At 35.4% G+C, this 14,839-nt stretch carries 14 protein-coding genes; 6 read left to right on the plus strand and 8 right to left on the minus strand.

The features are described 5' to 3' along the window. Positions 1-40: 40 nt before the first annotated feature. Positions 41-1,099 carry a nucleoid-associated protein gene (locus ZPR_RS14730; RefSeq protein WP_013072523.1) on the plus strand — a complete coding sequence of 353 codons (1,059 nt, stop codon included), beginning with the start codon at positions 41-43 and terminating at the stop codon, positions 1,097-1,099. Positions 1,100-1,158: 59 nt separating this feature from the next. Here the strand turns inward: ZPR_RS14730 and ZPR_RS14735 are convergent, their stop codons facing one another. Further along, entirely contained in the window at positions 1,159-1,710 is a 552-nt protein-coding gene (locus tag ZPR_RS14735) for a hypothetical protein (protein ID WP_041578965.1), read from the minus strand. A 148-nt stretch (positions 1,711-1,858) separates the two neighbouring features. Further along, a complete protein-coding gene (locus ZPR_RS14740) occupies positions 1,859-2,923 on the minus strand; it encodes a hypothetical protein (RefSeq protein WP_013072525.1) in 1,065 nt (354 codons plus the stop codon). Between the two features lie 196 nt (positions 2,924-3,119). Between ZPR_RS14740 and ZPR_RS14745 the strand changes: the two genes are divergently transcribed. The 5 genes from ZPR_RS14745 (at position 3,120) to ZPR_RS14765 (ending at position 8,909) form a co-directional block, all read left to right on the plus strand. Further along, positions 3,120-4,022, plus strand: coding sequence for an ABC transporter ATP-binding protein (locus ZPR_RS14745; protein ID WP_013072526.1), 903 nt, complete (start codon positions 3,120-3,122; stop codon positions 4,020-4,022). After that, positions 4,022-4,858, plus strand: coding sequence for an ABC transporter permease (locus tag ZPR_RS14750; RefSeq protein WP_013072527.1), 837 nt, complete (start codon positions 4,022-4,024; stop codon positions 4,856-4,858). Before ZPR_RS14745 ends, ZPR_RS14750 begins: the two co-directional genes overlap by 1 nt. Positions 4,859-4,870: 12 nt before the next feature. After that, a complete protein-coding gene (locus ZPR_RS14755; RefSeq protein WP_013072528.1) occupies positions 4,871-5,458 on the plus strand; it encodes a hypothetical protein in 588 nt (195 codons plus the stop codon). Between the two features lie 101 nt (positions 5,459-5,559). Continuing rightward, the gene (gene uvrB / locus ZPR_RS14760) at positions 5,560-7,566 is read left to right on the plus strand and encodes an excinuclease ABC subunit UvrB (RefSeq protein WP_013072529.1); all 2,007 of its coding nucleotides are present in this window, start codon (positions 5,560-5,562) and stop codon (positions 7,564-7,566) included. 116 nt (positions 7,567-7,682) lie between these two features. Beyond that, the gene (locus ZPR_RS14765) at positions 7,683-8,909 is read left to right on the plus strand and encodes a hypothetical protein (protein WP_013072530.1); all 1,227 of its coding nucleotides are present in this window, start codon (positions 7,683-7,685) and stop codon (positions 8,907-8,909) included. A gap of 57 nt (positions 8,910-8,966) precedes the next feature. Here ZPR_RS14765 and ZPR_RS14770 read toward each other — a convergent pair whose 3' ends face one another. From ZPR_RS14770 to ZPR_RS14795, 6 genes are all read right to left on the minus strand, one after another. After that, positions 8,967-10,133, minus strand: a complete 1,167-nt coding sequence (locus ZPR_RS14770) for a sigma-54-dependent transcriptional regulator (protein WP_013072531.1) — start codon at positions 10,131-10,133, stop codon at positions 8,967-8,969. Further along, positions 10,133-11,041, minus strand: a complete 909-nt coding sequence (locus ZPR_RS14775; RefSeq protein WP_013072532.1) for a DUF6268 family outer membrane beta-barrel protein — start codon at positions 11,039-11,041, stop codon at positions 10,133-10,135. The genes ZPR_RS14770 and ZPR_RS14775 overlap by 1 nt, the downstream gene beginning before the upstream one ends. Before the next feature lies 1 nt (position 11,042). Then, positions 11,043-11,936, minus strand: coding sequence for a mechanosensitive ion channel family protein (locus ZPR_RS14780; RefSeq protein ID WP_013072533.1), 894 nt, complete (start codon positions 11,934-11,936; stop codon positions 11,043-11,045). 1 nt (position 11,937) lies between these two features. After that, a complete protein-coding gene (locus ZPR_RS14785; protein WP_013072534.1) occupies positions 11,938-13,233 on the minus strand; it encodes an ABC transporter permease in 1,296 nt (431 codons plus the stop codon). Further along, positions 13,226-14,155 (minus strand): ABC transporter ATP-binding protein, encoded by a 930-nt coding sequence (locus ZPR_RS14790; protein ID WP_013072535.1) that lies wholly within the window; start codon positions 14,153-14,155, stop codon positions 13,226-13,228. Before ZPR_RS14790 ends, ZPR_RS14785 begins: the two co-directional genes overlap by 8 nt. A 140-nt stretch (positions 14,156-14,295) precedes the next feature. Beyond that, the gene (locus tag ZPR_RS14795) at positions 14,296-14,835 is read right to left on the minus strand and encodes a fasciclin domain-containing protein (RefSeq protein WP_187288238.1); all 540 of its coding nucleotides are present in this window, start codon (positions 14,833-14,835) and stop codon (positions 14,296-14,298) included. Between the last annotated feature and the right edge of the window lie 4 nt (positions 14,836-14,839).

Here is a 14,839-nt window from a genome sequence, read left to right on the forward strand (position 1 = left end):
TTTACGTAGTAATTTTACCGACTTTTAATTTTTAGACTGAATGATCAACTTATATAATGCACAAATTGAATCATTATCGATTCATCGTGTGGGTAACAAAAGCCGTAATGAAAACATTTTTTTATCTGCGGCACCCTACCAGTTAAATGATGAAATTACCCCTTTAATCAAGGAGTATTTTCTGAAGCCTTTTAGGGAAAAAGAAGAGAATTATTACAAATTTAATCATGAGACTGATTTAGAATTTAACGAACTTTACAATCTGGCAAATGCCATTTTTGATAATCCAGAAAATATCCACGAAGCATCAAAAAAAATAACCACCTTACTTTTTGAACAATCAGCACATCCACATATTAAAAGTGGCGAAGTGTATGTGGTATATTTTGAAAATGCGCAGCTGGATAACGAGAAACTTCCAGCTATAGGAATTTTTAAATCGGAATTAAAGCACGATTTCCTGCAATTTCAAGAAAAAGGAAGCATACTGGAAATGATCGTTCAACAGGGGATCAATCTGCAAAAATTAGATAAAGGAGCTTTGATTTTTAATAAACAACGGGCTGAGGGTTATAAGATTTTATCGATCGATTCTAACAAATATGACACTAAATACTGGTTAGAGAACTTTTTGGGTGTAGATGTAATGGCTGATGAAAATTATTACACCAAAAAGTATTTAAAATTCTGCCAGAATTTCGCCAAAGACGTCGTGTTACCTGCAGAAGATAAAAAGGAAGAAGTGATGTTTATGAACCGAAGTATGGATTACTTCGCGAAAAACGATGATTTTGAGGAATCCAACTTCTTAAACTCGGTAATTGATAATCCGGATCTCGTTCCTGAATTTCAGAATTATAAAACCGAGAAAGCGCCAAAATATAAGATCGAAGATCTAACCACCTTCCCTATCGCCAACAAAGCGGTGACTGATGCACGTAAAAAGCTGAAAAACGTGATTAACCTGGATACTAATATTCAGATTAAAATGGATTTTGTAAATGCAGAATCAGCAGACAAGTTTGTTGAAAAAGGTTGGGACGAAGAAAAACAAATGTATTATTACCTGGTGTACTTCAATAAAGAAGAAAAAAGCTAGACAGATCATAAAAAAATAAAGGTCGAAATTATCCAATTTCGACCTTTGGTTTTTATCACTTATTCTAAAACTTCTATAGCTTCAAAGATATAGGCTTCATGATAATCACCAATAATTCCAGAATTCGAGTGAGAGAACACCATTCTATCTTCAGATAGTTCTGATAATCTATAACTAGAAAAAGTAGAACCAAAAACTGTATGATCTTCATTTGCATAACCTCTACCAAAACTCAAATAAATACTTTCAGGATCGCCGATCATTTTTAAAGTAGCCGAAAATTGCTCATGATCTGCACTAAAAAGTCCCTCGTCTAAATGATCGAAACAAAGTACTTTTCCATAAGTGATTTCTACTTCTTTATTAGCCATAAATGTGTACACATCATCACTTACACAATCTGCAGTAATAAAAAAATCATCAGTTTCATCTGAATAGTCATCAATCACTTCTACTAGACGCCATGATTTCTGACTGTCACCATGAATTAATGACATATTGGATTCTGGAAAGTTTGGTATTCGGTTTTCATCGTCATTTGCACAATTCATAAATGTAAATGCTAATACAATGACGCTTAATAATTTAATTGATTTGTAAAGTTTTACCATAAAGTTTGCTTAAATTTGATGTTCTTATTGAGTCATTAATAAAATATCAAAATCTGCAAACCTAAATAATTTTTCAGGTTTATCGACTTCCCCAAACTTTTTCAGTACTAAAAAATTTCAATAGAAATTCATCTAAAACCGAAAGGTTTTACTGCAACAACCTTTTCATATTTACATCTTCGTAATTACGTTGCACAAAATCTAGCGCAGTTCTTAGAATTTGTCCCATGGTGCTGGCGCGTTTAAATTTCACATCTTTGGTAAAATGGTATAACTCAGTTCGCAACTGATTTACATTTTCTCTGGTTGACACATGATCGTTACTCATACATTTAATCAATCGCTTAAACCGTGCCTGGGTGTTAATCATCCTTTTAGCCAAAAGGGAACGCTCTTCTTTTCTATATTGTTCGATTGAAGACAATTGAAGTCGCTCTGAAACCAGTTTTACCATCTTATAATTCTCTTTAAAAAACTGTGGACGATATACCTTAAATTTCCCTTCAAAACATTGTTGATCAAAATCTATGGCTCGTATTTGATATTGGACATGATCAAAATCGTGAGTTGGGATCACTACATAATTGTACGATCGCATATCGCCCAAAAGCCTAACCGTACAACGTTCATTAAACTTTACGAATTGTTTGGCGATTTGCGCTTTTTCCCATTCCGATAATCTTGGCAAATGATCTTCGATAAAAACATCTCCGGGAATTCCAGCAATATGAGCTTCGATCAAGGTGTCTTTATACACCAAAAAAGTAATACGGTGGGGAGATAATAAATGCTCTAATTCTAAGCCGTAAATTCGGGAAGCATCTGCCTTTTTAACATAGAAATAAGTAAAAACATCGTTTAGGATATTTCTAACTTTTATGCGAAAAGGTTTAGAATTCCCAAAGGTACAGTAATCAATAGCATCAACAGCCAAAAACTCCAACATATCATCGCTACCATCAGAATGCAAGATATTATAGATCTTCTTTAGGCTTTCGTCGATCTCCTGTCGTTCAAATTCAGGATAATAACAGCGTACCCAGTAGGTATCTTCATCATCTTGATCATATACCACTACAGATCCAGAAAACCGCAACAAGTCTTCATAAAACACAGGGATTTTTGTGTTTCGGTTATAACGTGCCAGATATTTATTGAAACGTTCGTTTACAGGAAAAGAAGGTTTCTTTTTAGACATCAGTTTAGGTTCCATATTCTTGCGCTTTTTAAGTGTTCTGAAGAACGTCTGAAGGTATTTAAAATATTAGGATTAACAGAATTCCAATTTCAGATAAGTTTTAAAAATTAGAAGCTAAAACCTCAATTATCAAGTAAAAATAAAGATAGTAAGGGGAAAACTGTAACAAAAATGTAAATTAGTCGTCGTGTAAGAAAAGAAACCATCTATTTTGGAAACAATCCTTAGCATTAATCAATTAACAAAAGTTTACGGTCCCTTAAAGGCCGTAGATAATTTATCCTTTACGATCGAGAAAGGAAACGTGTACGGAATTTTAGGACCTAACGGAAGTGGTAAATCAACCACCTTAGGTATGGTTCTTAATGTGGTAAACAAAACCTCTGGAGACTTTAAATGGTTTAACGGCTCCGAATCTACACACGAGGCTTTAAAAAAAGTAGGAGCCATCATCGAGCACCCAAATTTTTATCCTTATATGACGGCGTCACAAAACCTTAAATTGGTTTGTAAAATTAAAGGTGTACCAGAACATAAAGTTGAAGAAAAATTAGAAATCGTTGGATTGCTGGATCGTAAAGACAGTAAATTTAAAACCTTTTCTCTAGGGATGAAACAGCGTTTAGCCATAGCCTCTGCCCTACTTAATGATCCTGAAATTTTGATTTTAGATGAACCTACTAATGGATTGGATCCACAGGGAATTCATCAGATTCGTGAGATTATTCGTAAAATTGCTTCTAATGGCACAACTATCTTATTGGCATCGCATCTCTTAGATGAAGTAGAAAAAGTGTGCAGCCATGTGGTGATCATCAGAAAAGGAGTAAAACTATATAGCGGACCGGTTGACGGTATTAATGCCAGCCATGGTTTCTTTGAATTGGAAGCTGAAAATACCGAATTACTTGAGCAGTTATTAAAGCAGCATCCTTACATCGGAAAAGTAAGTCTTAAAGGAAATTTGGTTACTGCGATTATCGAAGAGCCGATGAGCGCATCTGAAATTAACCGGTATCTTTTTGAAAAAGGACTTAGCCTTAGCTATTTAATAAAACGAAAAGAAAGCCTGGAAGAACAATTCCTTCAACTAACCAATCAAACTAGCGCCTAATGTTACGACTCTTAAATATAGAATTTTTAAAACTTAGATATAGTAGATCATCAAAGATCCTTATTCTCACCTATTTTATCTTAATCACGTTTATCGCCCTTATCGCATCTATAGAATTCCCCATTGGACAGGTCAATTTTAGAATCGCAGATCAGGGAATTTTCAACTTTCCGTTTATCTGGCATTTTAACAGCTATATCGCGGCTACACTAAAACTATTTTTAGCTATCGTTATCGTTTCGATGATGTCTAACGAATATAGTAACAGGACACTAAAACAAAACCTTATCGACGGCCTGTCAAAAAAGGAGTTTATTTTATCGAAATTTATTACGGTGATGGTATTTTCTGTCGTTTCTACTATCTTCCTTTTTGTGGTTTCATTGCTATTAGGCCTTTCTTTTTCAGATTATAACGAGTTTTCGATCATATTCTCTGACCTGGAATATATCCTGGCCTATTTCGTAAAACTGACCGGATTTTTTGCCTTTTGTTTATTTTTGGGAATTTTGGTAAAACGCTCTGCTTTTGCACTTGGTTTTTTGTTTATCTGGTGGATTGTAGAGAGTATATTATACGCGGTTCTAAAATGGCGAATTTTTAGGGGCACTGATATTGCAGATAAAATCGTTCAATTTTTTCCACTAGAATCGATGAGTAATTTGGTAAAAGAACCATTTTCAAGACTTAATGCTGTAAAATCTGCTGCAAATCAATTAGGATCTGCTTTCGAGAAAGATTACGCCATACATTGGTATCAGATTCTTATCGTATTGGTTTGGACTGCCCTTTTTGTATATTTTTCTTATGCATTATTAAAGAAAAGGGATTTGTAATATTTTATAGCTATGAAATTAATTCAGAAATCGGGATTAAGAAGAAAAGAATTTGAATTCCTAAATAACGGTGAGTTAATTGTCAAGGAGAAAAGATTTCTGAAAACAACCGAATTTTCCGTCAACATAGAACACATAGGGACTAAAAAACATATTGAATCTCATTCCAGAACCGGATTAAAAATCGTTGCATCATTCTTTTTTCTAATTGCTTTTAGCAGTTGGATCGCTCCTTTTTTTGAGGAGAAAAGTGAAATTTCTGAAAATATTTTATTGGCAATAAGTGGTTTATTTATATTTGGTTTAGGGGTAAGCTGTTTTTATGCACCTCTTAATAATTTTCTTACTTTACATGGTGGCCAGGTCAATATTCAATTCTTTTTAGATAGTCCATCACGACAAAAGGTGGAAGATTTTGCCGATCGTATTATTAAAATATCAAAAGAGAAAATTAAGAAAAAATATACGCGAATCGATCCTGATATTCCTGAAGATGTTTTCATGCAACAACTACATTGGTTATTGAACAACGATTATATAAATGAACAGGAATATGCCGAAAAGAAGAATGATTATAAAATATCTAAACTTACCAGATAATTCCAAAATTTCATTTATTAATCTTTAGCCTATTATTTCTTAAGCCGCATTTGAATAGGCACATTTATTGCTTAACTTCGTAAGGCTAAGAAAAAGAACGCATGAAATTTAAGATTGAATCTGACTATAAACCTACCGGAGACCAACCTAACGCGATAAAACAACTGGTTGGCGGAATCGAAAAAAACGACCAGTTCCAAACCCTTTTGGGGGTGACCGGTTCCGGAAAAACTTTTACCGTTGCAAATGTTATTGAAGAAGTACAAAAACCAACGTTGGTTTTGGCACATAACAAAACACTTGCCGCACAGTTATATTCAGAATTCAAACAATTTTTCCCGAATAATGCGGTGGAATATTTTGTTAGCTATTACGATTATTATCAGCCGGAAGCTTTTATTCCCTCTTCCGGAACCTATATTGAAAAAGATCTTTCCATAAATGATGAAATCGAAAAACTACGCTTAAGCACGACCTCTTCCCTTTTAAGCGGAAGAAGAGATGTAATCGTGGTCGCCTCGGTTTCCTGCCTGTATGGTATTGGTAACCCGGTAGAGTTTCGTAAAAATGTGGTTTCCATTGAACGGGATATGGAAATCTCCAGAACAAAATTTCTGCACAGCCTGGTGCAAAGCTTATATTCCAGAACGGAAGCTGAGTTTGTTCACGGAAATTTCAGAATAAAAGGGGATACCGTTGATGTTTTCCCTAGTTACGCAGATAATGCGTTCAGAATTCATTTTTTTGGTGATGAGATTGAAGATATCGAAGCTTTTGATCCTGCTACCAATGATGTTATCGAAAAATATGAGCGCTTGAATATATATCCTGCCAATATGTTCGTGACATCGCCTGATGTTCTTCAGAATGCGATTAGAAACATTCAGGACGACCTGGTGAAACAAGTCGACTATTTTAGGGATATCGGAAAACATCTTGAAGCAAAAAGACTGGACGAAAGAACTAATTTTGATTTAGAGATGATTCGCGAACTGGGTTATTGTTCTGGTATCGAAAATTACTCGAGATATCTTGATGGTCGCCAACCCGGCACACGTCCTTTCTGTCTTTTAGATTACTTCCCGGATGATTTCTTAATGGTTGTAGACGAATCTCACGTTACCATTCCCCAAGTTCATGCTATGTATGGAGGTGACCGTTCCCGTAAAGAAACTTTAGTAGATTATGGTTTTAGGCTTCCCGCTGCAATGGATAATCGTCCGCTGAAATTTGAGGAATTCGAAATACTTCAAAATCAGGTGATTTATGTAAGTGCTACTCCGGCTGATTACGAACTTCAGAAAAGTGAAGGGGTTTATGTAGAACAGGTAATTCGACCAACCGGACTTTTGGATCCGGTGATTGAAGTTCGCCCAAGTCAAAACCAGATCGACGATTTGATCGAAGAAATTCAAATACGGGTTGAAAAGGATGAACGTACGTTAGTGACTACCTTAACCAAAAGAATGGCGGAAGAACTGGCGAAATACCTGACCAGGATCGATATTCGTTGTAGGTATATTCACAGTGATGTAGACACTCTGGAACGTGTAGAAATTATGCAGGATTTACGTCGTGGACTTTTTGATGTGCTTATTGGGGTTAACCTGTTACGAGAAGGGCTGGATCTCCCCGAAGTTTCTCTGGTAGCAATAATTGATGCCGACAAAGAAGGCTTTCTAAGAAGTAATCGTTCTTTAACCCAGACCATAGGACGTGCTGCAAGAAATGTAGAAGGGAAAGCAATTTTGTATGCTGACAAAATTACGGACAGTATGCAAAAAACCATGGATGAAACCGAATATCGACGTACCAAGCAAATGAATTATAATAAAGCTCATAATATTACGCCAAAGCCTTTGGTTAAAAAATTAGAGTCTTCTACGCTTGTTAAGAAAAAGCTTGAAATATTTGAAGGTGACAACAAGCCTCCAATGCAAGCTGCCGAGGAAGAAGGAGCTTATCTAACAAAACCTCAGATCGACAAAAAAATCCGGGAAAAGCGTAAACAAATGGAAACTGCCGCTAAAGAACTTGACTTTATGGAAGCTGCCCGATTACGTGATGAAATTAAGATATTACAGGATAAATTAAAGGATTTAGCATAACACGCCTTTATAATTAACATATAAAACATTGACTCATAGCGTTTTAATTTTTATTTTTAAATAAAAATTAGTTCCCCAGAAACCTCTAGCTTTTTAGCAACCTAAAATTTATTGCTATGAAAAGTTATGTATCAGTATTATCATTTTTTTTAGTTGTCTTTTCCACCCCGGCTCAGGTAGGTATCAATACAGAAGAGCCAAAGGCAAGGTTAGAGATAAAAAGTTCAGATACCGAGGATCCTTTAAATACCGATGGAATTTTGATTCCTCGTATTTCAAGGTTTCCCTCAGATGATCCTACGACAGATCAAAATGGCATGATGGTTTTTCTTGCTACTACTATTCCGGATTACTCAAAGGGATTTTATTTCTGGAGTGCTGAAGAATCTTCCTGGTTTCCTATTCAGGGTAATTCTTCCAAAGCTAATTTTTATGAAGCCAAAAAAGAAACTTCGCCAGAAAACATAGCCTCCTCCATTTATCGTAAAGGTAATATTGGTATTGGTACTGATGATATAGAGGCTAAACTACAAATTGACATTGTTGCCAATAGTGATGAGGATATCAAAAAAGGAATAAAAATAGACAATCAAAATTCTGAAGAAAATAACCTGACGACTTATGGTATCGAAAATATCAACCGAAGCTTAACCAACGGTACAAAATATGGAATTAAAACCAATGTAAGCGGATCCGGATCGGGAATTCATTATGGAATCTTTAATGAAACATTTCAAAGTACAGGAACAAACGATATCTATGGAATTTTTAATCGTGTAGGTCGTACGTACGGAGCAAAAAGCAATAATTACGGAGTGTATTCTGAAATTGGAAGTTCTACAGCTCAGGGAAATATTTACGGAATTTACAGTAAAGCGCAGGGTGATCGCAATGCCAATATTTTTGCCGGCTACTTTGCGGGTCGCCTGGGAATTGGAGCTACTCCTTCCACAGAATACGTTTTCCCCTCTGAAAAAGCAAAGGAAGAAATGGTATTGGCACTCTCTGAAAATGGAATAATGCGATGGCGACCACCTACCTATTATCCATATGTTTCCTCTACCAGTACTACGGGAACATTTACTATTGAAGATCATCTGGGAATTCTAAGAATAAATGATAATCTAAGTTCGGTTCAGCTTCCAGAAGCCTCTAAGCATAAAGGAAGAACTATAATCTTAGTATCCTGGCCCACTACTTCAGATAAACCTTTGTCTTTTATAGATGGGGATGATTTATTTGATGTTACCACCAACAGTAAAGTTACAAGTATTGAAAGAGGAACAGTACTTACGATTTTAAGTGCAGGGAACAGATGGCTTGTCATTAATAAATACCAATGAATGAAAAAAGCTAAATCTTAAGATTTAGCTTTTTAATATACTTTGTTTCTCAGGCTGTTAAACTTTACTGGCAAAAAGACTAACATCTTCCTCTGTAATCTCTGCTCCTCCCAAGATCAATAGTCGCTCTACAACATTTCGTAATTCTCTAATATTTCCTGTCCAGTTGTATTCTTTAAGCTGATTAAGCGCCGCTTGAGTAAAGGTTTTTTTGTTTGTCCCCTGCTCACTGGCAATTTTTTCGGAAAAGTACTCTACCAGTAGAGGAATATCTTCCCTACGATTGTTTAAGGAAGGAACTTCTATCAAAATTACCGCAAGCCGGTGGTATAAATCCTCTCTAAACTTTTTATCTTCAATTTCTTTTTTCAGATCCTTATTGGTAGCTGCGACTACACGTACATCTACCTTGATATCCTTATCGCTACCAACGCGTGAAATCTTATTTTCCTGCAAAGCCCTTAACACCTTAGCCTGAGCAGAAAGACTCATATCTCCGATTTCATCCAAAAAAATGGTTCCTCCATTCGCTGCTTCAAATTTACCAGCTCTATCTTTATTTGCTGAAGTAAAAGCTCCCTTTACGTGTCCAAAAAGTTCGCTCTCTATAAGTTCTGATGGAATCGCGGCACAATTCACTTCGATCATCGGTCCTTTGGATCGTTCACTTTTCTGGTGAATCCAATGCGCCACAAGTTCTTTCCCGGTTCCGTTAGCCCCGGTTACTAAAACACGTGCATCTGTAGGAGCAACTTTTTCAATAATTTCCTTAATCCTATTGATCTCTTCAGACTCTCCAATCATCTGAAAGTTTTTGCCTACTTTCTTCTTAAGCCGCGCATTTTCCTGCACCAGTTGTTTTCGGTCTAAGGCATTACGAACAGCATTCAGCAATCGGTTTAAATCCGGCGGTTTAGAAATATAATCGAAAGCCCCCATCCTCATGGTTTGCACGGCAGTATCAAGATCTCCATGCCCCGAAATCATCACAAAGGGAATTTCAGGCTTAATTTTACTGGTCGCTTCCAATACCTCTACACCATCCATTTTTGGCATTTTGATATCACAAAGTACCAGATCATAATCTTCCTTTTTGATTAATTCCATCCCAGCCAAACCATCTTCGGCTTCGGTAACGTTATAATCTTTATTTTCTTCGTTTAGAATTTTAACAAGCACCCGTCTTATGGCTGCTTCATCTTCTATTAATAATATTTTAGACATTAAAATACGCTAAATTTAAGTCCGCCACGCGCATAGAATGTGTTTACAGAATTAATAGTATAAACATCATTTCTATCTACATCGCGCAAACGAATATCATTCATAATTGTATGACCGGCATAAACATATAGCCCTAGATGTTCAGTAATGCTATATTCATATCCCAAACCAGCTAATATGACGGTCATAGACATACTATCGGCCAAAGCGGTACTATCCTGAACTGACGGGGTAATATCAAAATTGTCCTGAACATTGGCATAAAAGCCATCTAAAGTTACAAAAGCCTGCAGAACATTACGGTTGTTAGCGTGATATTTTAAGTTAGTTTTAGGAACTCCCAACATATACGACCATTTAGGATGAAATTTTTTATAATAATGCGCCACAGGCAACGGGAATGGAAAACCAGTAGTCGTGGAATAATGTAATCCAAAAATTATACGGGTTGGTTTAAGTATATCTTCTCCTTTTTTAATCTTGATAAAATATACTGCTCCTTCATAAATGATATCATCACTTAGTAGGTGGTTAGTCGAAAAGTTAGAAGCTGCCTTTGCCCCTGTTTGCAAGCCCACTCTCCAGTCATTGTTTAAATGAAAAACATAAGCTAAAGTTGCAGTAATGGATTGAAACCGATCTAAATGAAATGTTTCAAAAGAAGTATCATCATAAAATTTAAAATTTACATTTCGATATTCTATCCCTGGCACTAAATAACTACCTTCTTTCTTCAATTTTATGGGAAAATTGAAAAAAGTTCTAAACCTCCTAAACGAATTATCAGAATCAGATTGGGGAAAATAAGTAAATTCTATCCGTGCCAGATCTGTTAATTGTGCTTTTGCCGAGAATCCAAAAAATAGCAAAAAGAATAGCACTAAAATACTTCTAAAAGTGTTTTTCATGTTAGTCAGTTTTTGGTTGATTCGGGGTATGGATTAAATGAACATCGCGTTGTGGGAAAGGGATGCTTATGCCATTTTGCCTAAAACTATCGTCGATTTTAAAACGTAATTCACTTTTTATTTTTGGATCGGTAAAACTATCACCGATGTAAAAATACACTCCAAACAATAAAGCTGAATCTCCAAAATCTTCAAAAAGCACAAATGGTTTTGGGGTTTTAAGCACTCCTTTTTGCTTATCCACACAATCCAAAAGTAGTGTTTTGACCTTTTGAGTATCACTCCCATAAGCTACGCCCACATTTACACATTCTCTGGTGGTACGATGATTTTGGGTATAATTATATACCGTATCACTTATAAATTTATGATTTGGTATAATCATTACTTTATCATCCCTGGTAAGCGCTCTGGTTGTCCTTAATTTAATTTCGAAAACTCTGGCAACTTTATTATCTATTTCTATTATATCACCTACCAATAGGGATTTATCTAAAATGATAAAAATCCCCCCTATAATATCCTGGAAAAGTTCTTGTAAGGCTAAACCTACTCCAACGAATAAAGCGGCTGAAGCGGTTAGTAAAATCGAAATATCAACCCCACTTGAGCTTAGGGTAATTAAAATTACAATAAGATAAACTACGTACTTTACAAACTTAAAAGCACTTATAAACTTTAATTTGTCCTCGTTTAAAAGTTTACCCGCAATAAAATTACGTATAAGCCTGAGAATAACAGAGGTTAAAATAAATACAAAAATCACCAGTAAAACTACACCTACGGTGAGTTTAAATGGTTGACTAAGCAGGTTAAAGTTTAAAAACTCTTTTATACTTCCCCAAATATCCTGCTCTAATACTTCTGAAATCTGATTGGCCGTTTCGTTTTGCATTCTAATATTTAAGCCACTTATAAATTTCTTTATAACTAGCTTTCTTACCATACATTAAAATACCAACACGGTATATTTTTGCTGCTATCCATACCACTGTCGTATTGGTTAGCAGCAATATAAGAATAGATAGGGAAATTTCCCACCATGGTACTCCAAATGGGATACGCATTAACATAACTATAGGAGAAGTTAAAGGAATCATTGAGAAAATCGTACTTACCGTCCCATGAGGATTTTCTATTACCGCAAAAAATCCAACATAAATCCCAAGCATCAATGGGATAATAACCGGTAGCATAAATTGTTGCGTATCGGTCTCGCTATCTACCGCTGCACCGATAGAAGCATAGATTGCACTATATAAAAAATATCCGCCTAAAAAATAGATCAGGAAATAAACAATTAAACTAAAGATTGGTAGGTTAAGCACATCGGCAACCAATTGGTTCACTTCAGGAATATTTAATTGATGTGTATCTATCTGGCCGGGTTGTGCATTCATTAAATCAATACCAAAATACAATCCGGCTATCGTATATAGAATTCCGCCTAAAATGACCCATACCGTAAATTGTGTGATTCCTGCCAATGAGGTGCCCAGTACTTTTCCTAACATTAATTGTATAGGTTTTACTGAAGACACTATAATTTCAATTATTCGGTTTGTTTTTTCTTCAATAACAGATCGCATCACCATATTCCCATAGATGATAATAAACATCATCAATAAGTATCCGGCTGCACCTCCAAAAAACATTCGGAGATAATTCGCCATTTTCGAGGTTGTTTCTCCGGAAAAATTCTGAATTTCTACATCGACCTTTGTTTTTACAGCATCGATCTGTGCTACATCTATACCACGTTGAATCAGCTCATTTCTTTGTAATTTATTGGAAATGATTTTTTCTATATTCTGAACCGTTCCCAAACCGGGAGATTCTTCCCCAAAAAATTCTACCTTTCCCGTAAGATCATAATTATTGTCGGCTCTCGGAATATGTATAAGTCCGTAATATTCACTCTCACGGACGATTTTCTTGGCTTCCTCTAAAGTTTTATCAGAGAAATTTAAATATTGAAGATTTTCATCATCCTGAAATTCTTTTAGAAACAAACCAGTTTCATCGTGCAGTCCAATAATATGCTGTTCACTACTATTCAGCATACTTAAATAAGCAATTAAAGCAAACATTCCTACCAGTATAAGCGGACTAAGAAATGTCATTACGATAAAAGTTTTATTACGAACTCTCGCTAAATATTCCCGCTGAATGATAAGTTTTAAACTACGCATTATGAGTAACCGTTTTGATGAAAATATCGTTTACCGAAGGAATCACTTCTACAAAATGATTGATCCTTGCTTTGGTTAATAAATACTGAATTAAATCATTAGGATTTTCGTGAGGTTGTAACTGAATACTTACTTTAAGATCATCATTAATACTCTTAAAATGAGCTGCACCTACCTTAAATTTTTCCTGAAGCTCGGCCATTAAAGCTGCTTCGTGTTCGCACTCTAATCCTACTTCAAAAGTATTGTTTTTATATTCTTTTTTTATTTCAGAAACCTTACCATCCAATAATTTATTAGACTTATTGATAAGCGCCATATAATCACAAAGTTCTTCTACGCTTTCCATACGATGTGTTGAAAATAAAATTGTAGCGCCTTTTTCTTTTAATTCTAAGATCTCACGTTTAATGATATTAGCATTTACGGGATCAAAACCACTAAAAGGCTCATCAAAAATTAACAATTTTGGATTATGAAGCACCGTAATTACAAATTGTACTTTTTGCGCCATTCCTTTAGAAAGTTCCTGAATTTTCTTATCCCACCATCCGGTAATTTCCAGTTTCTCAAACCAGTATTGCAATCGTTGCTTAGCTTCAGCCTTAGAAAGTCCTTTCAACCTGGCCAAATAGAGCGCCTGTTCCCCTACTTTCATAGACTTATACAATCCGCGTTCCTCGGGCAGATAACCAATATGCTGTATATCTTCTGGGTGCAAAGGTCTTCCATCAAGATATACCTGGCCTTCATCTGGCATCGTTATCTGATTGATTATCCTGATGAATGTGGTTTTTCCTGCACCATTAGGGCCTAACAAACCAAAGACACTCCCTTTAGGTATGGTGATCGATACATTATTTAGTGCAGTGTAACCTCCAAATCGTTTATAGATGTTCTCTGCAACCAAAAGATTTTCCATAAAATAACTTTAGAGGTGTAAAGATATTCAAATACTATTACAGACTTGAAAATTGGTCTGGATAATTTATAAATTCAGCTTTAGGCATAAAAAAACTTCCTTAGTGTAAGGAAGCTTATGAATGTTTTAAAATTTATTTTTTAATAACTGGTAGCAAAATAGTCTGTTGGGGTTACCAGTTGATCGATCACATGAATAATTCCGTTCTTAGATTCGATATCGCTGGCTATGATATTTGCACCTCCAATGGCCACATGTTGGCCATTCAGCTCAGTATTAATTTTAATCGATTTATCTTCAGAAACCGTAATGACTTGCGAGCTATTAAACTCATTTTTAAGCACTTTTTGAGGAATGATATAGTGCTTTACAAATTCTACTAATTTTATCTTATTTTCAGGATTCGTAAGTTGAGACAACTCTCCTAGTTTCATATCTTCGAAAGCCTGATTCGTAGGCAAAAAAATAGTATAACCTTCTACATATTCTACCGATGTATCTAATCCTGAAGCTTTAAGAAAAGTTAGAAACGTAGAAAACCTGCTGTCCATTTCAGCCAATTCTACGATAGTATACTCGTTAGTATCATCCACCATTTCAAAGAATTTCTCTTCCTGTGCATAGGTGAGGGTAGTTAATAATATAACTACAACAGATAGAATCAAATTTTTCTTTTTCATAATT

The sequence above is a fragment of the Zunongwangia profunda SM-A87 genome (assembly GCF_000023465.1).
In the GTDB taxonomy this organism is placed as follows: Bacteria; Bacteroidota; Bacteroidia; order Flavobacteriales; family Flavobacteriaceae; genus Zunongwangia; species Zunongwangia profunda.

Excerpts from the sequence above, each read along its gene's own strand:
- ZPR_RS14730 (WP_013072523.1), top strand. The coding sequence starts at position 41 with ATGATCAACTTATATAATGCACAAATTGAATCATTATCGATTCATCGT.
- ZPR_RS14735 (WP_041578965.1), bottom strand. The coding sequence starts at position 1,710 with ATGGTAAAACTTTACAAATCAATTAAATTATTAAGCGTCATTGTATTA.
- ZPR_RS14740 (WP_013072525.1), bottom strand. The coding sequence starts at position 2,923 with ATGGAACCTAAACTGATGTCTAAAAAGAAACCTTCTTTTCCTGTAAAC.
- ZPR_RS14750 (WP_013072527.1), top strand. The coding sequence starts at position 4,022 with ATGTTACGACTCTTAAATATAGAATTTTTAAAACTTAGATATAGTAGA.
- ZPR_RS14755 (WP_013072528.1), top strand. The coding sequence starts at position 4,871 with ATGAAATTAATTCAGAAATCGGGATTAAGAAGAAAAGAATTTGAATTC.
- uvrB (WP_013072529.1), top strand. The coding sequence starts at position 5,560 with ATGAAATTTAAGATTGAATCTGACTATAAACCTACCGGAGACCAACCT.
- ZPR_RS14765 (WP_013072530.1), top strand. The coding sequence starts at position 7,683 with ATGAAAAGTTATGTATCAGTATTATCATTTTTTTTAGTTGTCTTTTCC.
- ZPR_RS14770 (WP_013072531.1), bottom strand. The coding sequence starts at position 10,133 with ATGTCTAAAATATTATTAATAGAAGATGAAGCAGCCATAAGACGGGTG.
- ZPR_RS14775 (WP_013072532.1), bottom strand. The coding sequence starts at position 11,041 with ATGAAAAACACTTTTAGAAGTATTTTAGTGCTATTCTTTTTGCTATTT.
- ZPR_RS14780 (WP_013072533.1), bottom strand. The coding sequence starts at position 11,936 with ATGCAAAACGAAACGGCCAATCAGATTTCAGAAGTATTAGAGCAGGAT.
- ZPR_RS14785 (WP_013072534.1), bottom strand. The coding sequence starts at position 13,233 with ATGCGTAGTTTAAAACTTATCATTCAGCGGGAATATTTAGCGAGAGTT.
- ZPR_RS14790 (WP_013072535.1), bottom strand. The coding sequence starts at position 14,155 with ATGGAAAATCTTTTGGTTGCAGAGAACATCTATAAACGATTTGGAGGT.
- ZPR_RS14795 (WP_187288238.1), bottom strand. The coding sequence starts at position 14,835 with ATGAAAAAGAAAAATTTGATTCTATCTGTTGTAGTTATATTATTAACT.